The organism is Pseudoduganella sp. S-14 (assembly GCF_049913285.1).
Taxonomy (GTDB): domain Bacteria; phylum Pseudomonadota; class Gammaproteobacteria; order Burkholderiales; family Burkholderiaceae_D; genus Rugamonas.
Window position 1 is genome coordinate 486,813 of the sequence record NZ_CP183991.1, and the last position, 23,793, is coordinate 510,605.

Here is a 23,793-nt window from a genome sequence, read left to right on the forward strand (position 1 = left end):
AATATGCACGATTACAAACGCCCACCTACGCTGCACCGCTACGGCCCGCGCAGCGAACTCGAACAAGCCCTGAAAGATGGCCAGTTCGTGCTGCGCCCTGTGGGCAGCTTCCTGACCCTGAGCTTTTCGCAAGCCTGGAACCGCGACCTGTTCGACCATTTCGGCGCCGACAGCTGCCTGGTGATCCACAACACCGAGGAATTCGGTGAGCGCATCCACCGCGCCGTGCAGCGCACATTGCCGAATTGGGCCGGCATCGATGGCGCCATCGAATACGGCGGCCGCGCCGCGCTGGGTGCAGCCTTCACCAAGACGCGCGAGGATGCGGTCGAGAAAGAGTGGCAATTTGCCTGGCGCTCGATGCAGACCGCGTCCACCATGAACCCGGTGGTGATCCGCATTGGCAGCCTTGAGAATTTTGCGGAAGTGCGCGACCGCGACCACTACACGGCCTGAGCCGCAGTTTAAGGAACGCTGGGCACGCCGCCCAGGCCGCGCGCCAGCTCGGACTGTTTGGGCAGCCCCGGCTGACGCTCAAGGTGGGCCAGCACCGCATTCATCATGCGCTCGATATCGCCGCGGATGATGTTGGTGCCCAGCAGGCCCGGCACGTAGAAGTTCGGCATCAGGCGCCCGCTGTAGATCACGCGGGTGCCGCCGGTTTCCGGAATGGGAATCAATTCCCAGCGCGCCTCGTAATGTTTCATGTCTCCCGAGACCAGGGCGATATCGATCGACGACATCGGCTGCTCCGTTGCTCGCACGACAAGATGGATGGAACGCGACATGAACAGGAAGCGGGCTGTTCCAAATTGCTCAATGATGACTTCGTTGCCATTTCGGGAAAGCACCCGGCACGATGCCATGTCGGGCACGAATTCTTCCATGCGGTCGTAAGAGGTGAGGGTGCGCCAGACTGTTGGCAGGGATGCATGGACGGTGCCGCTGGCGTTCACCTCATAGAGCTGTTGCGCGTCTGCCTTCACCCGGTTGACGGACACTTCCAGCTTGGGAATTTCCAACCGGGCCGCCTGGCCCGCGCCGAAGGCGGGCCCGGTAAAACCGAGGAACAGTACTAATAACAGTCGCTTCATGCTACCAGCGTAAGGTAACTGGTGGCAGAATACAAGCGCCGCGCGCTTCCATCGTTAGACAGCGCACTGAACCCCCGCCTTACCGCCATGACCACGAATTTCCCGCACCTCCTCTCGCCCCTCGACCTGGGTTTCACCACCTTGCGCAATCGCGTCATCATGGGTTCCATGCACACGGGGCTGGAGGATCGCTTCTTCAATTATGACAAGCTGGCCGCCTTCTACCGCGAGCGCGCCAGGGGCGGGGTAGGGATGATCGTGACCGGCGGCATCTCGCCGAACCTCCAGGGCTGGCTGCTGCCCTTTGGCGGCACCATGAACTTCATCGGCGACGTGTTCAACCACCGCAAGTTGACCCGTGCCGTGCACGAAGAGGGCGGCAAGATCCTGATGCAGATCCTGCACGCAGGACGCTATGGCTACCAGCCGTTTGCCGTGTCCGCCTCCGACAAGAAATCGCCGATCTCGCCCTTCAAGCCGAAGGCGCTGACCGAAAGCGGCATCGAATCGACCATCAAGGCCTACGTGCGTGCTGCGAAGCTGGCGCAGAAGGCCGGCTATGACGGCGTCGAAGTGATGGGCAGCGAAGGTTACCTGCTGAACCAGTTCCTCTGCGCCCGCACCAACCTGCGCACCGACCGCTGGGGCGGCAGCATCGAGAACCGCATGCGCCTGCCGGTGGAGATCGTGCGCCGCATGCGCGATGCAGTTGGCCGCGACTTCATCATCATGTACCGGCATTCGCTGCTGGACCTGGTGGACGGCGGCAATACCTGGGAAGAAGTGGTGGCCGTTGCCAAGGCCCTGCAGCAGGCGGGCGCCACGATCCTGAACACCGGCATCGGCTGGCATGAGGCGCGCGTGCCGACCATCGTCACCTCGGTGCCGCGCGCCGCCTTCGCCGAAGTGGCGGGCCGCCTGCGCAAAGAGGTGACCATTCCCGTGGTCGCCTCGAACCGTATCAACATGCCAGCGGAGGCCGAGGACATCATCCGCCGCGGCGATGCAGACATGGTGTCGATGGCGCGCCCCTTCCTGGCTGATGCTGAGTTCGTCAACAAGGCCGCCGCCGGCCGCGCCGACGAAATCAATACTTGCATTGGATGCAACCAGGCCTGCCTTGACCATACTTTCCAGAACAAGCGCGCCAGCTGCCTGGTCAACCCGCGCGCCTGCCATGAGACGGAGCTGGTGTACAAGCCCGCCGCGGCACGCCGCAAGGTAGCGGTGGTCGGCGCCGGTCCTGCCGGCTTGTCGGCTGCGACGGTTGCGGCGGAATGCGGCCACGACGTCACCTTGTTCGACTCAAGCGACCGCATTGGCGGCCAGTTCAATATCGCCCGGCAGATCCCGGGCAAGGAAGAATTCAACGAAACCCTGCGCTACTTCGGCCGCAAGATCGAGCTGACCGGCGTCAAGCTGCAGCTCAATCACCGCGTCACGCGCGAAGAACTGCTGGCCGGGGGCTATGACGACGTGATCGTCGCCACCGGCATCCGTGTCCGCAAGCCGAAGATCGACGGCATCGACCATCCGAAAGTGCTGTCCTACCTCGACGTGCTGCGCGACAAAAAGCCGGTGGGCAAGCGCGTGGCCATTATTGGCGCGGGCGGCATCGGCTTCGACGTCGGCGAATACCTGCTGCACAACCCTGAGCATGCGCTGCCCCTGGCAAAGGAGCATTGGACTGCCGAATGGGGCGTCGACCTGCACGCCAAGACGGGAGGCGGCCTGGTGCCAGCAAAGGCAGCGGAGCCGGTGCGCCAGCTCTACCTGCTGCAGCGCAAGGCTAGCAAGCTGGGCGCCGGCCTTGGCAAGACGTCGGGCTGGGTGCATCGAGCCGTGCTGGCACGCAATGGCGTGGTGATGATTCCTGGCGTGCAGTACAAGCGGATCGACGACCATGGCCTGCACATCCAGGTTGGCGAAGAAGAACGCTTGCTGGCAGTGGATAACGTGGTGATCTGCGCCGGCCAGGAAAGCCTGACTGAACTGATGCCGCCGGAAGGCGAGGCAGCTGCGGCAGGCGCCCCGCGCTTCCACAAGATCGGCGGCGCCGCCCTGGCAGCAGAACTCGACGCCAAGCGCGCCATCAAGGAAGGCGCGGAGCTGGCAGCGCGCCTGTAAGGGAGTCAGGCGTGCGTCCGGCCGATTTCCTCGGCGACGTGGGCCGCCATTGACCTGGCCAGTTCCTGCTCGCCAATGAAGATGACGCCGGCGCGTTCGCTGCGCAGCAGGGCCGCCTCTTCTTCGCTGTGGGTGCGCACGGCGATCCTGATATCCGGGTTCAGCGCGCGCGCCGTTTCGATCATGGCGCGCACGTGGAAGGTATCCGGCGTCGCCACCACCAGCATGCGCGCCTTATGGATATGGGCCTGGATCAGTACCGCCGGTTCACCGGCATTGCCCGCAACGGCGGCGATGCCCTGCTGGCGCAGTTGATCGACCAGTTCACGATTCTGTTCCGCCACCACGTAGTGGATGCCTTGGGCCGCCAGTGATTCCGCGATGCTCCGCCCCACGCGGCCATAGCCCACGAGCACCACTTGGCCCTCCAGCTTGGCCGGTGCGGTCGACATTGGCAATTCCGCCAGCGGATCGGCGCTGCGCGCGTATTGTGCCGCCAGCGTTTTATTCTTGCCCAGCAAGCGCTCCAGCGGCGCGCCAAGCATGAACATCAGCGGGTTGAGCGCAATCGACAGGATGGCGCCCGCCAGGATCAGGCTCTGGCCCTCATGCGGCAGCAGGCCCAATGAGATACCCAACGCCGCCAGGATGAAGGAAAACTCGCCAATCTGCGCCAGGCTGGCCGACACCATCAGCGCTGTGCTGGCCGGGTAGCGCAGCAGCACCACCAGCGCGAACGCCGCCATCGATTTGCCCAACAGGATGATGGCCACCACGGCCGCCACTCGCAGCGGCTGTTCGACCAGGATCATCGGCTCGAACAGCATGCCGACCGAAACGAAGAACAGCACCGCGAAAGCATCGCGCAGGGGCAGCGATTCCTGAGCAGCGCGGTGGCTCAGCTCGGATTCGCGCAACACCATGCCGGCGAAGAAAGCGCCCAGCGCAAAGGAAATGCCGAACAGTACGGTAGCCGCATAAGCGATGCCCACCGCCGCAGCGATCACGCACAGCGTGAACAGCTCGCGCGAATTGGCGCGCGCCACTTGCCACAGGATCCAAGGGAACAGCTTGTGCCCCACCAGCAGCATGAAGCTGACGAACAGCGCCACCTGTCCCAGAGTGACAGCCAGCGCCTTGAGCACGCCGCCTTCGGCTGCAGCGTGGCCGTGGGCGCCGGCAGCATCGCCAGCATTGCCGCCAAGTGCGCCAGCAAGGGCCGGCAGCAGCACGAGCACAAGTACGGTTACCAGGTCCTCGACCACCAGCCAGCCGACGGCAATGCGGCCATTAAAGGAATCCAGCGTGCCGCGCTCCTCCAGCGCCCGCAGCAGCACCACCGTGCTGGCCACCGACAGCGCCAGGCCGAACACCAGGCCGCCGCCCAAGCTCCAGCCCCAGAAATGCGCCAGTGCCATGCCCATGCCGGTCGCCGCGGCGACCTGCAGGATCGCACCGGGCAGGGCCACCTTGCGCACTTCCCACAAATCATCGAGCGAAAAATGCAGGCCGACGCCAAACATCATCAGCATCACGCCGATTTCGGCCAGCTGGCCAGCGAGCGCGCTGTCAGCGACAAAACCAGGGGTAGCAGGACCAATCAGCATGCCGGCTGCAAGATAGCCGACGAGGGCGGGAAGTTTGAGGCGGATGGCGATAAAGCCGAAGACGAGACCGAAGCCAAGGGCCGCGGCGATAGTAGTAATCAGGCTGATGTCATGCGGCATGCAGGGCCCCCTTTCGCAAGGAGTATAACCGCATGAAAGTCGGGGTCAGGTCTGGCAATCGGACATTTTGTCCGATTGCCAGACCTGACCCCGACTTTTATCTTAGGCTTTACGGACGACGACGGAGCCGATCGAGTAGCCGGCGCCGAAGCTGCAGATCACGCCGTAGGAGCCGGACGGCAGGTCGTCCTGGTGCTTGTGGAAGGCGATGATGGATCCGGCCGACGAGGTGTTGGCGTAGGTATCCAGGATCACCGGCGCTTCCAGCGGCTCGGCGTCGCGGCCGAGGATGGTGCGGGAGATCAGCTGGTTCATGCTCAGGTTGGCCTGGTGCAGCCAGAAGCGGCTCATCTGCTCAACCTTCAAGCCGGCGCGGTCGATCGATTCCTTGATCATCTGCGCGGCCATCGGGCACACGTCCTTGAATACCTTGCGGCCTTGCTGCTTGAACAGCTTGTCCGGCGCGCCGATGCCGCTTTCGTCGAAGCGGTTCACGAAGCCGAAGTTGTTGCGGATGTTGTTGGAGAAGCTGGTCTTCAGCTTGGTGTCCAGGATCTCCCACTGGTGTTTGGATACGGCGCCTTCCTTGGCTTCCACGATGATCGCAGTGCAGGCGTCGCCGAAGATGAAGTGGCTGTCGCGGTCGCGGTAGTCGAGGTGGCCCGAAGTGATTTCCGGATTCAGGATCAGTACTGCGCGCGCCTGGCCGGTCTGCACCGCGCCAACCGCAGTCTGGATGCCGAAGGTGGCCGAGGAGCAAGCCACATTCATGTCGAAGCCGAAGCCGTCAATGCCCAGCGCCTGCTGCACTTCCACCGCCATGGCAGGGTAGGCGCGCTGCATGTTGGAGCAAGCCACCAGCACCATGTCAATGTCAGCCGGGCTGCGGCCGGCGCGGTCCAGCGCCTGGCGTGCAGCTGCCACGCAGATCTCGGCCTGCAGCGACAGTTCGTCGTTGCTGCGCTCGGGAATGCGCGGGGTCATGCGTTTCGGGTCGAGGATGCCGGTCTTTTCCATCACGTAGCGCGACTTGATGCCGGACGCCTTTTCAATAAAGGCTGCGCTGGATGGCTCCAAGGCAGTCACGGTGCCGGCCGCGATGGCAGCGGCGTTGTCCGCATTGAACAGTTCGGCGTAGGCGTTGAAAGCGGTGACCAGTTCTTCATTGCTGATCGAGTTCGCTGGGGTGAAGAGGCCGGTTCCGCTGATGACGGCTTGTTTCATGATCAATATTTCTTTCTTAGAATGGGTCAGGCGACCGGTAAGATGGCCGATTTTACCGCATCTGCAACGAAAAACGGCGTCCCTGGGGACGCCGCCTTGATCTTCGCCACCGTTATTTCTTGGGGGGCGGGTCCAGCTTGACCAGCTTGGACTCGGCTTTGGCCAACTGCACCGGAACACCTTGCAGGTGGTTCAGCGCCTGCTTGAGCTGGAAATCGTCGCCGCTGCCGTACTCCAGCGGCTTGCGCTTTTTCTCGGCAGCCAGGATGCGCATCTGTTCTTCCAGCTCGTCGCGCGGAGCCTTGCCGGCTTCCTGCTCGCGGTCATTGCTCAGGTGCTTGGCCAGGTCGGCTTCGCGCATGCGCAGGCTGTTCAGGCCGTCGCCGTCTTCGTTCTCGTCCACTGCCAGGTCAGGCGAGATGCCCTTGGCCTGGATCGAGCGGCCATGCGGCGTGTAGTAACGGGCGGTGGTCAGCTTGACGGCGGTATCGGCGGTCAGCTGGCGAATGGTTTGCACCGAGCCTTTGCCGAAGGTCTGCGAACCGATGATGGTGGCGCGCTTGTAATCCTGCAGGGCGCCGGCCACGATTTCGGAGGCCGAGGCGGAGCCGGTATTCACCAGCACGGCCAGCGGGATGTGCTTGACCGCTTCCGGCAACTTGGCCAGCGGATCGCCATCGCCGCGCAGCGAGTAGTATTCGGCGCGGCCGTAGAAAATCTGTTTGGAATCAGGCAGCTGGCCATTGGTCGAGACGATCGGGGTGTCCTTCGGCAGGAAAGCTGCCGCGACGCCGATCGCGCCTTGCAGCACGCCGCCCGGGTCGTTGCGCAAGTCCAGCACCAAGCCTTTCAGGTGCGGGTCCTGGCGGTACAGTTCGCTGATCTTGGCCGCCAGGTCGTCCACGGTGGGTTCCTGGAACTGGGAAATGCGCACCCAGGCATAGCCCGGCGAGACCATCTTGGCCTTCACGCTCTTCTGGTGGATTTCTTCGCGGTTCAGGGTGAATTCCAGCGGCTGCGGTTCATCCTTGCGCATGATGGTCAGCATCACCTTGCTGCCCGGTTCGCCGCGCATCTTCTTGACCGACTCGTCCAGGCTCAAGCCTTTCAGCGAGGTGGTATCCAGGCGGGTGATCATGTCGCCCGACTTGATGCCGGCGCGGTAGGCCGGCGAATCCTCAATCGGAGCCACGATCTTGATATAGCCTTCGTCGCCCTGGGCGATTTCAATGCCGAGGCCGACGAACTTGCCCTGCGAACCTTCACGCAGTTCAGCATAGGCTTTCTTGTCGAGGTAGGCGGAGTGCGGATCGAGCGAAGCGACCATGCCGGAGATGGCTTCGGTCAGCAGTTTCTTGTCTTCTACCGCTTCGACGTAATCGGATTTGATCAGGCCGTACACATCGGCAAGCTGCTTGAGTTCTTCCAGCGGCAAGACAGGGTCAGCCTGCTTTTGTGCCATCGCTGATAACTGCAGGGATACCGCTACCCCCGCGACCACGCCAAGGCCGATCAGCCCAGCGTTCTTGAGTTTCTTGCCCATGTGTCACCTGTTCCGAATACAGCGGTTAACTCGTCCGCCATTGGAATTCAGTATAAACCTGATTTTCAGCAATCGTAGCTGCCAGCATGGAATAAGTCCTTTTAAAAGCCACGATAAATTCATAACTTTGTAGGTGTTTGCCAAGGTGTTTACCAGAGTAAGTATTTGTAAGAAAGCCAGAACGACTGCGCTGCCAGGCCTACACTGGGTGCGCTATTTCTCTCTACCCTAAAGTGGTTTATGCCTGCGGCACCCCCGCGGGCATCTTTTTTTCCGGAGCAACATATGAAACTGATACGCACTGCCCGTGCCGCCTGGCTGATATTGGCCATGGCCGTCGCCCCGGCCTTCGCCGTGCCGGTCATGGACATGCGCGCCGAAGACCTGGTGCCCATGGCCTCCGAATTTCGCAAGTCCCTGAACCTGAACGCGAACCAGCAGACCCTGTGGGCCAAGGTGGAAAGCCAGAGCAAGGCATTGCTGCGTGAGCGTAAAGCGCGCCGGGAACGCCTGCAGGAAGCGACCAAGCTGGGTTTGCAGGCCCAGAATGTCGAATTGCGCGACCTGCAGGCCGGCCTTGAAGCTGAGCAGGCTGCGACCGCGGCCGAGGACCGCCAACTGCGCCAATGGTGGCTGGGCATCAACGACGCGCTGGACGATAGCCAGCGCCAGGCGGCGGCAAAGTTTCTCGTAGACCAACTGATCCGCATGGAGGAAGGCCCTGGCGGAAGCCGTGGGGAACGGCCATCGGGCGAGGAGGGCGGCCATCGCGGCGGCCACGGCGGACGCGGTGGCATGGGCGGTCCGGGTGGCGGCGCCGGCGTCAGCATTGGCGGCGGTTCCGGCCGCGGCATGTAGCAAGTATCGTAAAGTAACAATGGCGGCGGCCCTGTGCCAGCCGCCGGGGTGGGGATTACAATGCCTGCGCGGCGCCAACCGGTCTGCCGCGCGTAACGTTGCCCACTCATGAAGAAGTTGATCCCTTTCGCCCTGGTCACCCTGGGAGCGGCCACCGGTGCCTCAGCCCAGCAGGAAGCCGTCAAAGCTGCTGATAAAGTCATCCCCCAGGTAACCATCAGCGGCGGCCGCCAGGACGATATGACCGAACGCCGCAATTCCACGGCGGGCAAGCAAGTGTTCGGCCGCGAAGAACTGGACCGCAACGGCGACAGCACTATCGGCGACGTCTTGAAGCGCCTGCCGGGCATCACACTCGGTGGCCGCGCCGGCCGCGGCGGCGAGGTACGCATGCGCGGCCTGGGCAGCGGCTATACCCAGGTGCTGGTGAATGGCGAACGCCCGCCAGCCGGCTTCTCAATGGAATCGCTGTCTCCTGACCAGGTCGAGCGCATCGAAGTCATGCGCGGCCCGGTGGCCGAACACAGCACCCGTGCCATCGCCGGCACCATCAACATCGTGTTGCGCGATGGCTACCAGATGCGCGACGTCCAGGTGAAAGCCTCCGACCGCCTGGAGCAGGGCCGGCATTCGCCGGAGCTGTCGGTGACAGCACCCGGCAAGTCGGGCGCCCTGAATTACACTTTGTCGGCCTCGGTCAATGTCAACCGCCAGCATGACAGCACCCGCACCCACAACACGGAAGTCGAAGCCGACGGCGACCTGGCCAAGGAGCAGTTCCTTGAAAGCGAAAGCGCCGGCAGCACCAAGGGCCTGCACCTGACGCCGCGCTTCTCGTACAAGTTCGGGAACGGCGACGCGCTGAACTTCCAGACCTTCCTGATGCACCAGAAGTCGCATAGCGCGGCGCAGACCAACCTGTCGCAGCCGGTCGGCAGCCAGCCGCCGGAGTACAACCTGGCGCAGCAGGCCAGCGATGGCGACGTCACTTTCCTGCGTGGTTTCGGCAATTGGGTGCACCGCCTGCAGGGCGCCAGCAAGCTCGATGTGAAGTTCGGCTTCGGCCTGGGCAAGCGTGACAGCGATTCGCTGCGCTACCAGTACGACACGCAAGGCACGCTGCTGGACCGCTTTACCGATACCGACGACACCAGGGACAAGAGCCTCAACACCGGCGGCAAATACACCGCCCCAATCGGCGCCGGCCATTTGCTGGCCGCCGGCTGGGACCTGGAAGCCAGCCACCGCGAGCAGGTGCGCGTCTCGCTGGACAGGAACGGCAACGCGCAATTCGCCGATTCCGGCGACAACCTGACCGCAGACACCCGCCGCGCCGCCTTGTTCGCGCAAGACGAATGGGACATTACGCCGCAATGGTCGGCCTATGTCGGCGCGCGCTGGGAAGGCATCCGCACCACGTCCGACCGCAGCAGCGGTACCATCAGCAACACCAGCAAGGTCTTCAGCCCCTTGCTGCACGCAGTCTGGAAAATCCCCGGCCACGAAAAAGACCAGGTGCGCGCCAGCCTGACCAAGAGCTACAAGTCGCCTAATGTGCAGGACCTGATCGCCGCGCCGTTCCTCTCGCGCCTGAACAGCGCCACCAGCCCTGACCGTACCGGCAACCCGAACCTGAAGCCGGAACTGGCCACCGGCCTCGATCTCGCGTATGAACACTACCTTGGCCGCAGCGGCATCGTCAGCGTCAGTGGTTTCGTGCGCAAGATCGACAACTTGATTCGCCGCGAACTCACGCTGCAGCAAACCGAGCTTGGCCAGCGCTGGGTTTCTTCGCCGGCCAACATCGGCCATGCGCGCACCAGCGGCATCGAACTGGAAGTCAAGTTCGCGTTGTCCGAGCTGATGGACAATGCGCCGCAGATTGACTTCCGCGGCAACTACAGCCATTTCTGGTCGAAAGTCGACGGCATCCCAGGGCCTGACAACCGCCTTGACCAGCAAGCAAAACAGACGGCCAACCTGGGCATGGACTACCGCCTGAAAGACATCCCGCTCACGCTTGGCACAAGCTACAACTGGACGCCGGCCATCCGCACCCGGGCGAGCGACAAGCAAGTAGTGGAAACCAGCCGCAAACGCGTGCTGGACATGTATGCGCTGTGGCGTTTCGACAGCCGCACGCAGATCCGAATCAGCGCCAACAGCCTGCTGGCGGATGATGCAACCGGGTACAACCTGGTCAATGCAAATGGGCTCGCCGTAAAAGGAGCCACGCTGAACCCCACCTATACCCAGTGGAGCGTTCGACTTGAAACCAAATTCTAAAGGGACAAAGAGAGTGAAACGACACATCCTGAGCACCATTACCCTGAGCCTGATGGCGGCATTCGCCCACGCAGGCGGCCACGAAGGCCACGAGCACACTTCGGCACCGACTTCCGGCATCGACACGCAGTACATCGACAAGAACGTGCGTGCCCAGGACGACTTCTTCGAACACTTGAACGGCGGCTGGCTGAGGACCACCGAGATCCCGGCCGACAAGTCGAGCTGGGGCTCCTTCGCCAAGCTGCGCGACGACACCCTGTTCCAGCTGCGCGACTTGATCCAGGGCCTGCAGGGCCAGAAAGGCCTGAAAGGCGACGACGCCAAGATCGCCGCGCTGTACGCTTCCTACATGGACGAAGCCAAGCTGGAAAAGCTGGGCGCCAAGCCGCTGGCCGGCGAGCTGTCCAGGATCCGCGGCCTGAAAGACAAGAAAGGCATTCCTGCGCTGATCGCCCACTTCAACAAGAGCGGCGTGCCGGCGCCATACGGCGTGTACGTCAGCCAGGACGCGCGCAACTCAACCCAGTACGCCGCCCACATGGGCCAGTCCGGCTTGGGCCTGCCCGACCGCGAGTACTACCTGAAGAAAGACGACGCCAAGATGGCGGACGCACTGGCCCAGTACGAGCTGCACGTGGCCAAGATCCTCGGCCTGGCCGGCAACAAGAATGGCGCTGAAAAAGCCAAGGCCATCGTGGCACTGGAAACCGAGCTGGCGAAGGCGCAATGGTCGCGCGTCGACAACCGCGACCCGGTCAAGCGCTACAACAAGATGGAAATCAGCAAGCTGGCTGAGATCGCGCCAGGCTACGACTGGAAGGCATCCCTGGGTGCTACCGGCATCGCCGCCAAGACCGATACCGTGATCGTGGCACAGCCAAGCTACATGACCGAGTTCGCCAAGCTGGTTGAAAGCACCCCGCTGGAAACCTGGAAGGCCTACTTTGAATGGCAACTGCTGCGCGATGCTTCGCCATACCTGTCGAAGGATTTCGACCAGGCCAATTTCGCCTTCTACGGCACCGTGCTGACCGGCGTGACTGAGCAGCAGCCACGCTGGAAGCGCGGCATCGGTGTGGTGGAAGCCTCGATCGGGGAAGGCATGGGCAAGCTGTACGTGGCCAAGTACTTCCCGGCCGAGCGCAAGGCGCGCATGGAAGAACTGGTGAAGAACCTGCTGGTGGCCTACAAGCAGAGCATCGACAGCATCGACTGGATGGGCGCTGAGACCAAGAAGCAGGCGCAGGACAAGCTGGCCAAGTTCACCCCGAAGATCGGCTACCCGAACAAATGGCGCGACTACAGGAAGCTGCAGTTCAAGGAGGGTGACCTGATCGGCAACCTGGGCCGTGCCGCCGATTTCGCCTACAACCGCAACCTGGAGAAGCTGGGCAAGCCGATCGACAAGGAAGAGTGGGGCATGACGCCGCAGACCATCAATGCCTACTATCGCGCGACCGCCAACGAAATCGTGTTCCCTGCCGCGATCCTGCAGCCGCCGTTCTTCGACATGAAGGCTGACGACGCGGTCAACTACGGCGCGATCGGCGCCGTGATCGGCCACGAAATCTCGCACGGCTTCGACGATTCGGGCTCGCAATACGACGGCGACGGCAACCTGCGCGACTGGTGGACTGCCGCCGACCGCGCCGCCTTCAAGGTCAAGGCGGAAGCCATGGTCAAGCAGTACAGCTCCTACGAGCCGGTGCCTGGCTATAACATCAACGGCAAGCTGACCCTGGGCGAGAACATTGCCGACAACTCAGGCCTGGCGATTGCGTACAAGGCGTACAAGATCTCCCTCGGCGGCAAGACCTCGCCAGTGATCGACGGCCTGACCGGCGAACAGCGCGTGTTCATGGGCTTCGGCCAGGTGTGGCGCACCAAGATGCGCGAGCAGCAGGCGATTGTGCAGATCAAGACCGACCCGCACTCCGCCGGCCGCTTCCGCGCCAACGGCACGGTGGTCAACCAGCCCGTCTTCTACGAAGCCTTCGGCGTGAAGGAAGGCGACAAGATGTACGTGAAGCCGGAAGACCGCATCATCATCTGGTAATACCCGGTTGCCGAAGCCACAGGCCATTGAGTAGACAGGGTCTGACGGGACGGCCATCCGGCTTGGGTCTGACCCAGGTTTACCGGTTTTTGGAAAAAAGCCACGCTCAAGCGTGGCTTTTCTTTCAACGTTCCGCTACGGCGTGCTAGAGTCGCGCGATACCGTCACATCTACCTAGGAGGGTAACCTTGAAACGCAAGATCCTGAGTGCCGTCATCATCGGCCTCTTCGCTGCAAACGCCGCTATCGCGGCCGGCAAGCCTGCACAAAAATCCGGCATCGAAGCCGGCAACATGGACAAAGCAGTCCGCGCCCAGGACGACTTCTACCAGCACCAGAACGGCACCTGGCTGAAGAACACCGAGATCCCGGCCGAACGCTCCACCTGGGGCACCTTCGTGCAACTGTCCGACAACGTCCAGGCACAACTGCGCACCCTGATCGAAGAAGCCGCCGCCAAAGGTGGCAACGCCGACGCCAAGCGCGTAGGCGACATGTACGCCGCCATGATGGACGAAGCCCGCGCCGAGCAATTGGGCCTGACCCCGCTGGCCGGCGAACGCGCCCGCATCGCAGCCCTGAACGACAAGAAGCAACTGGCCGCCCAATTCGCGCACTTCTCTCGCATGGGCGTAAGCAGCCCGTTCGACGTCGGCATCCACCAGGACAACAAGGACTCGACCCGCTACGTGGCCGACCTGTCCCAATCCGGCCTGTCGATGCCTGACCGCGACTACTACCTGAAAAAAGACGACGCCAAGCTGGCCGATACCCTGGCCAAGTTCGAAACGCACGTCGCCAAAATGATGGCACTGGCAGGCGACAAGAATGCCGCCGCTACAGCCAAAGCCGTGGTCAACGTCGAAACCCGCATCGCCCAGATCCAGTGGACCAAGGTCGAACTGCGCGATCCGGTCAAGGCATACAACAAATACGAAATCGCAAAGCTGAAAGAGCTGATGCCAGGCTTCGACTTCGACACCTGGTTCGAAGGCGTGCATATCAACGGCAAGGTGAAGGACGTGATCGTCAGCCAGCCGACCTACCTGCAGGCGCTGGACAAGGTCATCGCCGAAGTGCCGTTGGAAGACTGGAAGGCCTATATGGACTACCGTCTGCTGGCGACCCTGTCGCCAGAGCTGTCCAAAGCCTTCGTTGACGAAAACTTCTCCTTCTACGGCACCACCCTGAGCGGCGCCACCGAACTGCGCCCACGCTGGAAGCGCGCCGTATCCCTGACCGAAGGCTCGATGGGCGAAGCGGTCGGCAAGCTGTACGTTGCCAAGCACTTCCCGCCGGAAGCCAAGGCCCGCATGGAACAACTGGTGAAGAACCTGCTGCTGGCCTTCAAGCAAAGCATCGACACGCTGGAGTGGATGAGCCCTGAGACCCGCAAGGAAGCCCACGCCAAGCTGGCCAAGTTCACCACCAAGATCGGCTATCCGAACAAGTGGCGCGACTACAGCGCGCTGGAAATCAAGCGCGACGACCTGGTAGGCAACGTGATCCGTTCCAGCCAGTTCGAACACGAGCGCAATGTGAACAAGCTGGGCAAGCCGATCGACCGCGACGAATGGCTGATGCCACCGCAGCAGATCAACGCCTACTACAACCCGGAGATGAACGAGATCGTGTTCCCGGCCGCCATCCTGCAGCCGCCATTCTTCGACATGAAGGCTGACGACGCGGTCAACTACGGCGGCATTGGCGCCGTGATCGGCCACGAAATCTCGCACGGCTTTGACGACCAGGGTTCGCAGTTCGACGGCGACGGCAACCTGCGCAACTGGTGGACCGAAGAAGACGGCAAGCGCTTCAAGGAGCGCACCGGCATCCTGGTCAAGCAGTACGGCGAATTCGAAGCCCTGCCAGGCTACAAGGTCAATGGCGAACTGACGCTGGGCGAAAACATCGGCGACAACTCCGGCCTGGCCGTGGCCTACAAGGCCTACAAGCTGTCGTTGAAAGGCAAGAAAGCGCCTGTGATCGACGGCTTCAGCGGCGACCAGCGCTTTTACATGGGCTGGGCGCAGGTATGGCGCACCAAGTACCGCGACGCCGCGCTGATCTCCCGCATCAAGGCCGACCCGCACTCGCCAGGCCCATTCCGCACCAACGGCACCCTGCGCAACCAGCCAGGCTTCTATGAAGCCTTCGGCCTGAAGGACGGCGACAAGCTGTACCTCGCGCCAAAAGACCGCGCGATCATCTGGTAAAAACCGGTAAACCAGTGTCAGGCACAAGTGCCTGACACTCGCACGCAACCGCCGCGTATCGGGTGTCAGACCCTCCGGGCCTGACGCCGGTTTGCCGGTTTTAATGGACCCCAAAATGAAAAAACACCTGCTCGCCGCCGCCGCCGCGTTCCTGTGCCTCACCGCCAGCGCCGCCGACAAATCCGGCATCGAACTCCAATACGTCGACCCCGCCATCCGCGCCCAGGACGACTTCTTCAAGCACCTGAACGGCAAATGGCTGGCCACAGCCGAAATCCCCGCCGAAATGTCCAGCTGGGGCGTCTTCGAAAAACTGTTCGAAGACATCCAGCCGCAACTGCGCAAGATCATCGAAGACAGCGCCCAAAGCGCCGACACCGCCGACAAGAAACGCATCGGAGACTTCTACGCCGCCTTCATGGACGAAGCGCGCCTGGAACAACTGGGCGTAGCCCCCATCCAGCCCGAACTGGCCCGCATCGCCGCCTTGAGCGACAAGAAGGAACTGCCAGCCCTGTTCGCGTACCACAACCGCCGCAACTTCGCGGCGCCAATGGATATGGGCATCCACCAGGACAACAAGGACTCCACCAAATACGTAGTGGACTTCGCGCAATCCGGCCTTGGCATGCCAGACCGCGACTACTACCTGAAAAAAGACGACGCCAAGATGGCTGAAACGCTGGCCAAATACCGGGTCACCGTCGAAAAAATGCTGGCGCTGGCCGGCGACACCAACGCCGCCGCCAACGCCAAATCCATCGTCGACTTCGAAACCAGGATCGCACAACTGCACTGGACCAAGGTCGAGCTGCGCGACCCGGTCAAGGCCTACAACAAGGTGGCGGTCGCCAAGCTGGGCGAACTGATGCCGCACTATGACTGGAACGCCTACCTGACCGGCCTGGGCATCGCCGGCAAGGTCGAATACGTGATCGTCAGCCAGCCAAGCTACCTGAAAGCGCTGGACAAGCTGCTGGCCGAAACCCCGCTCGACACCCTCAAGCCCTACTTCGCCTGGAACGTCATCCGCGCCAACGCGCCATTCCTGTCCAAGGACTTCGTTGAAACCAACTTCGAGTTCTACGGCAAGCAGCTGGGCGGCGCCACCGAGAATCGCCCGCGCTGGAAGCGTGGCGTCACCGCCACCGAAAACGCGCTTGGCGAAAGCATCGGCAAGGTCTACGTGGAGCAGCACTTCCCGGCCGCCAACAAGGCGCGCATGGAAGAACTGGTGAAGAACCTGCTGTCGGCCTACAAGGACAGCATCGACAAGCTGCCCTGGATGAGCGCCAAGACCAAGAACGAAGCGCAGGCCAAGCTGGCCAAGTTCACGCCGAAAATCGGCTACCCGAACAAATGGCGCGACTACAGCGCCCTGACCATCGACCGCAACGACCTGGTTGGCAACGTGAATCGCGCCACCGAGTTCGCGGTGCAGAAGGAACTGGACAAGCTAGGCAAGCCAATCGACCGCGACGAATGGGGCATGACGCCGCAAACCGTCAACGCCTACTACAACCCTGAGCTGAATGAGATCGTATTCCCGGCCGCCATCCTGCAGCCGCCGTTCTTCGACGCCAACGCCGACGACGCAGTCAACTACGGCGCCATCGGCGCCGTGATCGGCCACGAGATCTCGCACGGTTTCGACGACCAGGGCGCGCAATACGACGGCGACGGCAACCTGCGCGACTGGTGGACCAAGCGCGATCACGCCAATTTCAAGGCCAAGACGCAGATGCTGGTCAAGCAGTATGGCGCCTTCAGCCCGGTCAAAGGGTACAAGGTGAATGGCGAGCTGACGCTGGGCGAGAACATCGCCGATAACTCCGGCCTGGCGATCGCGTACAAGGCCTACAAGCTGTCGCTGGGCGGCAAGCCAGCGCCGCTGATCGACGGCTTTACTGGCGAACAGCGTTTCTACCAAGGCTGGGCGCAGGCTTGGCGCGCCAAGTCGCGTGAAGCGGCGCTGATCCGTCAGGTCACCACCGACCCGCACTCGCCCGAAGAATTCCGCGCCAACGGCAGCCTGCGCAACCAGCCGGGCTTCTACGACGCGTTCGGCGTGAAGCAGGGCGACAAGATGTATCTCGCGCCGAAAGAGCGCGTGATCATCTGGTAAACCGGTAGAGCGGGTCAGGTTGTGCGCCTTTGACTTTCGCAACAAGTCAAAAGCCTTAAACCAACACCACCAGCCGCAGCAAAGACGGGTCTGACCCTTGGGTCAGACCCAGGTTTACCGGTTCAAAAGGCAAAAAAAAACCGCTCCATCGGAGCGGTTTTTTTATACGCGGGAGAAAGAGCTCAGCCCTTGCCAGGCTCCGCAGCCGGCGCCTCAGCAGCCGGAGCAGCCTGCTTCACCTCAGGCTCCTTGAACTTGCCACCAGACTTATTCGCCATGAACACAACAGCGCGCGCCACTTCCACATCATCCAGGTCGGGGTTGCCGCCCTTGGCAGGCATCGCACGCAGGCCTTCCAGAGCGTGCTTCACAACAGTGTCATAACCCTGAGCAATACGAGCACCCCAAGCGCCGTTATCGCCCACCTTAGGTGCACCAGCAGCGCCCGAAGCGTGGCAAGCCGCGCAAGTCGCGGTATAAACCGCCTCGCCGGTCTGCAGCACTTTAGGCGCGTTCACGTCTTTCAGGGTAAAGCCGTTATCCGCAACAGGCTTCAGGCGAGCCGCAACAGCTTCCGCGCTCTGGCTTTCCGAACCCGCGCCAGTCAGTTTTTCCTGGGTCACAAACTGCACCAGCAAAACGATGCCAATGATGGTAACGGCGAAGAAACCTACAACGGCAGCGACCAGCTGCTTAGGCGTTCTGATAGCGGATTCGTGGCTCATGATTTCCTTAGGACAGTTTTTCGAAAGCTGCTGGAGGGTTATCTTTTTGGCATTTTTAATGCCGCGCCCTCGTCAAACCTGCGATTATAGACGGAAACCCCTAGCTATGGAATGGATTTCCGGCTATCCTTCGTGTCTCTTCAGCATCAGCAAAGCGGCTGTAGCTCAGTGGATAGAGTATCGGCCTCCGAAGCCGAGGGTCGCTGGTTCGATTCCAGCCAGCCGCGCCAATAACTACCGGGTTTCAAGGGAGTTTTCCTCTTGGACAGGTCAGTTAGTCTGATTTTGGGGAAAAATTTGGGGAAAAATAATCGCTCCCCGAGTTAACTTGCAGGCAGTTTGCAGCCATTTTGCATGCTGTTTGCGCCTATACCGTAACTCCTAAACTTGAATGGAGTTACGTCGTGTCAAAAAAGCAAAATTACACCCTCGAGAAGCATATCTACGTTGAAGTGCGTAGTGGAGCGTTCCGATTCCAGGTTAAAGTCCATCCCCTTAAAGATTCTGCAACTTTCTCAACTGAGAAAGAGGGGACCATATGGGCGCGCCGCCGAAAACTAGAATTTTTGGAAGCCCGCGATGGCGTAGCCAAAGCGGTCTATCCTTCAGCATTCGTCCATCTTTCTCCAGTCGGCCATCCTTCCCCAGTCGGCTATCCTTCACCAGTCGGCATCGCTTTCGCCAATTCGCTAGCATCGCCAGCCAATATCAAACTGTCGGATGTTTTCGATTGGTTTGAAAAAGATGAGCTCCCAAAACTGGCTGGCAAAGATACTGAAGCTTCCCGGCTCGCACTTTTGCGCAAGTGTTTTGGCGAGCGCACGATTGGCGAATTAGACAAGCAAGTGCTCTCGAAATGGGAGAACGACCGGCTGGCCGGTAAGTACGGTTCAGGCCGTGCGCCGAATCGCACCGCCGCGATGACTGCCCGAAACGACGAGCAGCCGCTGACAAAACATCAGCGCTACTATCGCAAGAATTCTAAAGCCAAGAATCCTCGAACTAAATTGCCGAAACAGCCCATTTATCCGGTTAGTACGCAATCCGTTCGCCATGAACTCGTGCTTTTTCGCCGTGCGGTGACGAAATACCTGAAGAACGAGAATTTGTGGCCAACATGGGGTGGATGGTGGGGGAGCCAAGAATTGATGCAGAGGGAGCTTCCCAAAGCGGCGGACCCTCGCAGTCGCCGAGTAACGGATGAAGAGCTAGTGGAAATCTTCAGCACCACTGAAAACAAGACGGTGAAAGCAGCGATTCTTTTCGCAGTGCTCACGTCGTTGCGACGGGGGGAAATCGTTTCTTTGAAATGGGCCGACGTTGATTTCACCAGGAAGGTTGTTCGACTTCATGAACCTGGATTCGTAAAATCCAAAGTCCATACACGAGATGTTCCGTTGCTCCCTGGCGCTATCAAAATCCTACAGGACCTCCAGCCGAAAAAGCATGGGGCAATTTTCCCGGTTAGAGCCGCAGATATCACGAACGCCTGGAGGAAGGCGGCCGACAAAGCTGAAATCTTTGATGCGCGCCTCCACGACTGTCGGCGCGAAGCCATCAGCCGCCTCGTTGAATCGTGTCGCTTGACTGTGCACGAAGTCGTGCTGTTTTCCGGGCACACCGATATTCGTACATTGGAAAAGCACTACTTGCGCCTGAATCCCGGTGCGATGGCATCACGCCTTGCGGAGCTTCCCGCCGCCATTAACATGGCGCCTTCGCTTTAAGTGCCATTACACAACCTTCTGCCTATACTCCCATTTAAGGAGAAGGTATGTACCTGAGGAAGAAGGAAGTAGCGGAACTGTTACGCGTGTCGGTCCGCACCATTACGACCTATATGCAGCAAGGCGCAATTGCGAGCCCGCGGAAGGTCGGCGGAACCTTGCTCTGGGACGAAGAGGAATTACGACGCAGCCTGGCCTCTTCCGCACCCCCTGTGGCAACCCACCAACCTGCAAAGCGAGGCCGTCCACGCAAGATTCGATTGGCCTAGGGATTTCAGTATCACCGGCTGCGAATTTGGTTCATTTTGAATGCTAGAAATCCCTGGCCCGCGAGGACCAGGGATTTCTAGTACTTGGCCCTGTGCGTTCCGGCTGAAACGCGAGAGTTTTTGATGCGTGAACCATCCCTTTCGCTCGGCGCTCGACAAACAACCTATTTCTAAGTATACGTAACTCATTGATTTTGCGGAACAATTGATAGTTTTGGTGGAGCTTGGTAAGCTCTGCAGGTCTTCCGCAACGACTCAAAAATATGGAAATCGACTTGGAATTGGCATTAAAAAAGATTCATCAACTGCAGCTTGAAGATGGAGATTTGGGAGCGCAATACTGGTACCGAATATCCGAGCTGTTGCGCGATGCCGCGCAGTTTCGGCAGCGCGCACTTGTGGCTGAATCGAAGTTGCAAGAAGCTGAGGTGCAACTGCACCAATGCAAAGACATGTTGGAATCCTCAATCCACGCGGATACTCCTCCGGGACTTCACAGAGCTCTAAAGCAACTCGCTAACTTAGGCGAGCGGATGCGCTTGGCTCGATGCCGCCGTAAGATTTCGACGGTCATATTTGCCGAGAGGATGGGGGTATCGCGCGAGACACTAAGTCGAATGGAAAAGGGGAACCCGTCAATCGCCATTGGTACCTACCTTCGGGCATTGCGCGTGCTGGGGTTGGATAAAGACGTTGACTTCATCGCTTCGGACGATGAGCTCACTCGGAAGTTGAATGAGATTACCTCGCTAGACTGAGGAGGGGTATCGCTAGGAATCGGGCTTGAATGCGCGATTCCTAGCGATGAGGAGAGAATGTAAAGCTGAGAGAGCAAGTGCCAGGCCGAGAGGCCGAAGCACGCGCAGGCGCCCCAGCGCCGAAGGAGCACCCGGAGGGCTACGGAGCGCTCTCGCGCGGAGTAGTGCTTGGCCGCCCACGGCCAAGCATGCAATTAAGGGGGGAGCCGGAGACAGTGGAGCGGTCCTGGACCGCTAGGCGCCCCGGCGCCGACCTGGCTACGGGGGGACGAAAGTCCCACGGCCCCGAGGCACTCGGGCAAATGCAGACTGCCGGGCACCGACCCGGGCCCCCGCTGCCGGCTCGACGGCGGATGGGGAGGGCGGCGAGTCCGCAGGACCGCGACACCATTGGTGGAGCGCCGGAAGTTGGCATTTGCCCGAGCGCGCGAGGGGCCGCAGGACGGTGGTGCACCAGCACCAAGATTCGGATAGGGCGTCCAGCCCGTTAAGTCCGAATCGCCCGTCCGCAAGGGGAGATTTATCTCCCCGCGCAGCCCACTTAGTGGGCGAAGTGTAAGGTCGGAGACCTTACCCACCTTGGGGATTTCAATATTCCCACCGGCGGAGCTATACGGAGTTACATCAACTCTGGAACGCAATATGAACAAACGTGAACTAGGAATGCAGTACCGTACATTGGTGCTGCGCGCGCTGTCGCATCTCGGCTATGCGACAACACGCCAGGTGGCAAAAATTGTTTGGCGAGGTTGCGATGAGAGCAGCCGCAAAATGGCCGGCAGGACTTTGCGTTGGCTTCTTGCACACGGCTACATCGTTAGTCGTCGGAACGGTGACAGCATAAACGGAGAGATGCTGGTCGCGGTTACCAAATCGGGCGCTAGGTGGCTGGCCGAACTTGACGAGCCATTGCCACATAAAGACGGTGAAGAAGCGAAGACGCACGCCAGAGACTGGCTGCGGCATGCACACAGCCATCGTACTGCGTGCAATTCCGTCTATGCCGCCAGAGTCGGTCTATCACTTGACAGGTGTGCATGGTCTGAACTGGAGATTCGGGCTGGGCTGTCGCCATTGGACTTTATCGCATACCGCTACAACGAGCAGACGCTGCATAAAATTCCCGACGTCCTGTTTGAATGTCCCGACGGGCTAATCTGGGTCGAGGTCGAGAATAGCCCTCGCAGCGAAAAAGATGTGGCGAAAGCCGTTGCTAGCATGCGTCGAATGGCAATCGACAGGCGCATTGCCGAAATCCACTTCGTCATTACAACACCCGGAGCGAAAACAATCGGCCAGCGCCTGCGCAAGGCATTGACCCATGCCCCTGATTCTGGATGGCCACGTCAAGTGAAAGAGTGGGATGCGGTCCTTCTCACGAAAAAGGTGAAGGTATTTGCTCTGGACAGCGGGACGTTGGAGCTTATGCCCGTCAAGTTCTAGAGGACACGTACCGCTAGCCGTAGGTGAGGGAAGTAAAAAGACCTGCAACATTCAAATCATGCAGGTCTTGCTTGCTTATACTGTATGCAGTCATGTGACTGCTTACAGCCTTATCGTACACATGAACCAATTCAGCACCACCCTTGCCCAATGCACCGCCAAGCCACAGGAATCCCGACCGGCTATCTCTAACATCTTATTAAGAAATTTGGTGGCCTTGATTCAATTGGGTGCTCACCAATTTAACACTTCCGCACGGGTGCCAGCATGAGCCGTCGCGCCCCCTTTGAACCCGTCCGATATGCAGAAGAGCTGAAAGCATCGGAAAGATTCGCTTCGGATAGCAACCTAATTTGCGAATGGACCGGTACACATTGGAGCTCCATCGATGAATTGGAGGCTGAGCGCAATGCGTTAAAGTGGATTGCGGATAACGAAGCCGGCACTGTGCATGCCGCAAATGCCCGCTGCGCTTACCAAACCGCACTCCTCTGGCTCCCAAAGTTAAAGGAGCCGAAGGAACTGAGTGCAATCCCAGTCCAGAACGGCTATTTACATTATGACGGCTGCCTGCATTTAAGGCCTCACGATAAATCCTTGGGGCTACGGTACGTCTTGGCGTGCGACTATGCTCCAGATGCACCCATTCCGAAAGAGTTTAATTGTCTGCTTGAGCGCATCCTGCCAGACGTGTCCGTCCGTGACAGAGTCCAGGAATATATCGGCTACACGCTACTCCCAGACGCGCGATTCCAGCGGGCTCAGATTTGGCTCGGTTCAGGAGCCAATGGGAAGGGCACCTTGGCTAACATCGTCCAGGCCCTGCACGAACGCACCGCCGCTATCCAATTGGATGCACTTGAAGGTTTCCGCTTAACAAGCTTGGTTGGTGCCTCCCTAATTTACTGCGATGAAGCTCCATATCGGAACATCAACGAGCAAGCAATGAAGTCCCTGATTGCGGGCGAAATCGTCCAGATTGACCGAAAATATCGTGACCCGATTACCACTCGCGTGAACGGAAAATGGCTGATTCTTGCTAACCACATTCCAACGGTGACTGACCAGTCCACAGGATTCTGGCGGCGCTTTGATATTGTCCCGTTCCCTGTCGAGATTCCAGAAAATGAGCGGAACCCGTTATTAGCAAAACGTATTATCACTGGTGAGCTGTCTGGCGTTTTGAACTGGGCACTTCGGGGACTGGAGCGCTTGCTTGCCAGGGGACGATTTGACCCCAACGTTCCTGCCGTCATACAAGGTGCAACTCAGGCTGCACGAACAGAAACGAACTCCGTGCAAGCCTGGTGCCAAGACCTCACCATCGAGCGCACCACAACAGTTGATACGCCAAAGGTTGACGTTTACCTAAACTACTTCACCTGGTGCCGGCAGAATGGAATGGCAGCTGTCGCATCGCCAAAATTTTGGAAGCGACTACCGGATTCTATTGGGATGGTCTCTGAGGGGCGCATGTTCTCTGATGGAAAACGCATCCGGACATGCAACGTCAAACTGTGACCGGCTGACCGCGAACCCTGGTCGCAAAACCATCGCCTATTGGCGGTGGTTTTTTATGTGACCAGACTGACCGGCAATCTCGAGGAACTTT

17 protein-coding genes and 1 tRNA gene are annotated in these 23,793 nt (G+C 60.2%); 13 read left to right on the forward strand and 5 right to left on the reverse strand.

Annotation, left to right across the window (positions count from 1 at the left end; translation table 11 throughout):
- Positions 1 to 3 precede the first annotated feature (3 nt).
- A complete protein-coding gene (locus ACN9MZ_RS02365) occupies positions 4 to 456 on the forward strand; it encodes a hypothetical protein (protein WP_426167207.1) in 453 nt (150 codons plus the stop codon).
- Positions 457 to 464: 8 nt separating this feature from the next.
- Here ACN9MZ_RS02365 and ACN9MZ_RS02370 read toward each other — a convergent pair whose 3' ends face one another.
- Positions 465 to 1,094, reverse strand: coding sequence for an SRPBCC family protein (locus tag ACN9MZ_RS02370; protein WP_426340726.1), 630 nt, complete (start codon positions 1,092 to 1,094; stop codon positions 465 to 467).
- Between the two features lie 87 nt (positions 1,095 to 1,181).
- Here ACN9MZ_RS02370 and ACN9MZ_RS02375 point away from each other — a divergent pair, with 87 nt between their 5' ends.
- Complete coding sequence (locus ACN9MZ_RS02375; RefSeq protein ID WP_426340727.1) at positions 1,182 to 3,221, forward strand: FAD-dependent oxidoreductase; 2,040 nt, start codon at positions 1,182 to 1,184, stop codon at positions 3,219 to 3,221.
- A 5-nt stretch (positions 3,222 to 3,226) separates the two neighbouring features.
- Here the strand turns inward: ACN9MZ_RS02375 and ybaL are convergent, their stop codons facing one another.
- From ybaL to ACN9MZ_RS02390, 3 genes are all read right to left on the reverse strand, one after another.
- Positions 3,227 to 4,948, reverse strand: a complete 1,722-nt coding sequence (gene ybaL, locus ACN9MZ_RS02380; protein ID WP_426340728.1) for a YbaL family putative K(+) efflux transporter — start codon at positions 4,946 to 4,948, stop codon at positions 3,227 to 3,229.
- Between the two features lie 102 nt (positions 4,949 to 5,050).
- Positions 5,051 to 6,172 (reverse strand): beta-ketoacyl-ACP synthase III, encoded by a 1,122-nt coding sequence (locus ACN9MZ_RS02385; RefSeq protein WP_426340729.1) that lies wholly within the window; start codon positions 6,170 to 6,172, stop codon positions 5,051 to 5,053.
- A 112-nt stretch (positions 6,173 to 6,284) separates the two neighbouring features.
- On the reverse strand, positions 6,285 to 7,715 hold the full coding sequence (locus tag ACN9MZ_RS02390; protein WP_426340730.1) for a S41 family peptidase: 1,431 nt from the start codon (positions 7,713 to 7,715) through the stop codon (positions 6,285 to 6,287).
- A gap of 285 nt (positions 7,716 to 8,000) precedes the next feature.
- Here ACN9MZ_RS02390 and ACN9MZ_RS02395 point away from each other — a divergent pair, with 285 nt between their 5' ends.
- From ACN9MZ_RS02395 to ACN9MZ_RS02415, 5 genes are all read left to right on the forward strand, one after another.
- Positions 8,001 to 8,573: a hypothetical protein gene (locus tag ACN9MZ_RS02395; RefSeq protein WP_426340731.1), complete on the forward strand. Its 573-nt coding sequence runs from the start codon at positions 8,001 to 8,003 to the stop codon at positions 8,571 to 8,573.
- 108 nt (positions 8,574 to 8,681) lie between these two features.
- Positions 8,682 to 10,859, forward strand: a complete 2,178-nt coding sequence (locus ACN9MZ_RS02400) for a TonB-dependent receptor plug domain-containing protein (protein ID WP_426340732.1) — start codon at positions 8,682 to 8,684, stop codon at positions 10,857 to 10,859.
- A gap of 52 nt (positions 10,860 to 10,911) precedes the next feature.
- Complete coding sequence (locus tag ACN9MZ_RS02405; RefSeq protein ID WP_426342854.1) at positions 10,912 to 12,918, forward strand: M13 family metallopeptidase; 2,007 nt, start codon at positions 10,912 to 10,914, stop codon at positions 12,916 to 12,918.
- A 188-nt stretch (positions 12,919 to 13,106) separates the two neighbouring features.
- Positions 13,107 to 15,134 (forward strand): M13 family metallopeptidase, encoded by a 2,028-nt coding sequence (locus tag ACN9MZ_RS02410; protein WP_426340733.1) that lies wholly within the window; start codon positions 13,107 to 13,109, stop codon positions 15,132 to 15,134.
- Between the two features lie 115 nt (positions 15,135 to 15,249).
- A complete protein-coding gene (locus tag ACN9MZ_RS02415) occupies positions 15,250 to 17,259 on the forward strand; it encodes a M13 family metallopeptidase (RefSeq protein ID WP_426340734.1) in 2,010 nt (669 codons plus the stop codon).
- Between the two features lie 182 nt (positions 17,260 to 17,441).
- On the opposite strand, the gene ACN9MZ_RS02420 is transcribed toward ACN9MZ_RS02415, so the two are convergent.
- Positions 17,442 to 17,984: a c-type cytochrome gene (locus ACN9MZ_RS02420; protein ID WP_426167225.1), complete on the reverse strand. Its 543-nt coding sequence runs from the start codon at positions 17,982 to 17,984 to the stop codon at positions 17,442 to 17,444.
- Between the two features lie 154 nt (positions 17,985 to 18,138).
- On the opposite strand from ACN9MZ_RS02420, the gene ACN9MZ_RS02425 reads away from it, so the two are divergent.
- The 6 genes from ACN9MZ_RS02425 (at position 18,139) to ACN9MZ_RS02450 (ending at position 23,702) form a co-directional block, all read left to right on the forward strand.
- Positions 18,139 to 18,214, forward strand: a tRNA-Arg gene (locus ACN9MZ_RS02425).
- A 174-nt stretch (positions 18,215 to 18,388) separates the two neighbouring features.
- Positions 18,389 to 19,711, forward strand: coding sequence for a site-specific integrase (locus ACN9MZ_RS02430; protein WP_426340735.1), 1,323 nt, complete (start codon positions 18,389 to 18,391; stop codon positions 19,709 to 19,711).
- A 47-nt stretch (positions 19,712 to 19,758) separates the two neighbouring features.
- Entirely contained in the window at positions 19,759 to 19,980 is a 222-nt protein-coding gene (locus ACN9MZ_RS02435; protein ID WP_426340736.1) for a helix-turn-helix transcriptional regulator, read from the forward strand.
- A 263-nt stretch (positions 19,981 to 20,243) separates the two neighbouring features.
- Complete coding sequence (locus ACN9MZ_RS02440) at positions 20,244 to 20,738, forward strand: helix-turn-helix domain-containing protein (protein ID WP_426340737.1); 495 nt, start codon at positions 20,244 to 20,246, stop codon at positions 20,736 to 20,738.
- A 642-nt stretch (positions 20,739 to 21,380) separates the two neighbouring features.
- Positions 21,381 to 22,181: a hypothetical protein gene (locus ACN9MZ_RS02445; RefSeq protein ID WP_426340738.1), complete on the forward strand. Its 801-nt coding sequence runs from the start codon at positions 21,381 to 21,383 to the stop codon at positions 22,179 to 22,181.
- Positions 22,182 to 22,448: 267 nt separating this feature from the next.
- Positions 22,449 to 23,702, forward strand: coding sequence for a DNA primase family protein (locus ACN9MZ_RS02450; RefSeq protein WP_426340739.1), 1,254 nt, complete (start codon positions 22,449 to 22,451; stop codon positions 23,700 to 23,702).
- Positions 23,703 to 23,793 lie beyond the last annotated feature (91 nt).

Bases quoted from the DNA above. Each gene is read 5' to 3' on its own strand.
- ACN9MZ_RS02420 (WP_426167225.1), bottom strand. From the start codon at position 17,984: ATGAGCCACGAATCCGCTATCAGAACGCCTAAGCAGCTGGTCGCTGCC.
- ACN9MZ_RS02370 (WP_426340726.1), bottom strand. From the start codon at position 1,094: ATGAAGCGACTGTTATTAGTACTGTTCCTCGGTTTTACCGGGCCCGCC.
- ACN9MZ_RS02385 (WP_426340729.1), bottom strand. From the start codon at position 6,172: ATGAAACAAGCCGTCATCAGCGGAACCGGCCTCTTCACCCCAGCGAAC.
- ACN9MZ_RS02445 (WP_426340738.1), top strand. From the start codon at position 21,381: ATGAACAAACGTGAACTAGGAATGCAGTACCGTACATTGGTGCTGCGC.
- ACN9MZ_RS02450 (WP_426340739.1), top strand. From the start codon at position 22,449: ATGAGCCGTCGCGCCCCCTTTGAACCCGTCCGATATGCAGAAGAGCTG.
- ACN9MZ_RS02405 (WP_426342854.1), top strand. From the start codon at position 10,912: ATGGCGGCATTCGCCCACGCAGGCGGCCACGAAGGCCACGAGCACACT.
- ACN9MZ_RS02400 (WP_426340732.1), top strand. From the start codon at position 8,682: ATGAAGAAGTTGATCCCTTTCGCCCTGGTCACCCTGGGAGCGGCCACC.
- ACN9MZ_RS02440 (WP_426340737.1), top strand. From the start codon at position 20,244: ATGGAAATCGACTTGGAATTGGCATTAAAAAAGATTCATCAACTGCAG.
- ACN9MZ_RS02395 (WP_426340731.1), top strand. From the start codon at position 8,001: ATGAAACTGATACGCACTGCCCGTGCCGCCTGGCTGATATTGGCCATG.
- ACN9MZ_RS02365 (WP_426167207.1), top strand. From the start codon at position 4: ATGCACGATTACAAACGCCCACCTACGCTGCACCGCTACGGCCCGCGC.
- ACN9MZ_RS02435 (WP_426340736.1), top strand. From the start codon at position 19,759: ATGTACCTGAGGAAGAAGGAAGTAGCGGAACTGTTACGCGTGTCGGTC.
- ACN9MZ_RS02375 (WP_426340727.1), top strand. From the start codon at position 1,182: ATGACCACGAATTTCCCGCACCTCCTCTCGCCCCTCGACCTGGGTTTC.
- ybaL (WP_426340728.1), bottom strand. From the start codon at position 4,948: ATGCCGCATGACATCAGCCTGATTACTACTATCGCCGCGGCCCTTGGC.
- ACN9MZ_RS02415 (WP_426340734.1), top strand. From the start codon at position 15,250: ATGAAAAAACACCTGCTCGCCGCCGCCGCCGCGTTCCTGTGCCTCACC.
- ACN9MZ_RS02390 (WP_426340730.1), bottom strand. From the start codon at position 7,715: ATGGGCAAGAAACTCAAGAACGCTGGGCTGATCGGCCTTGGCGTGGTC.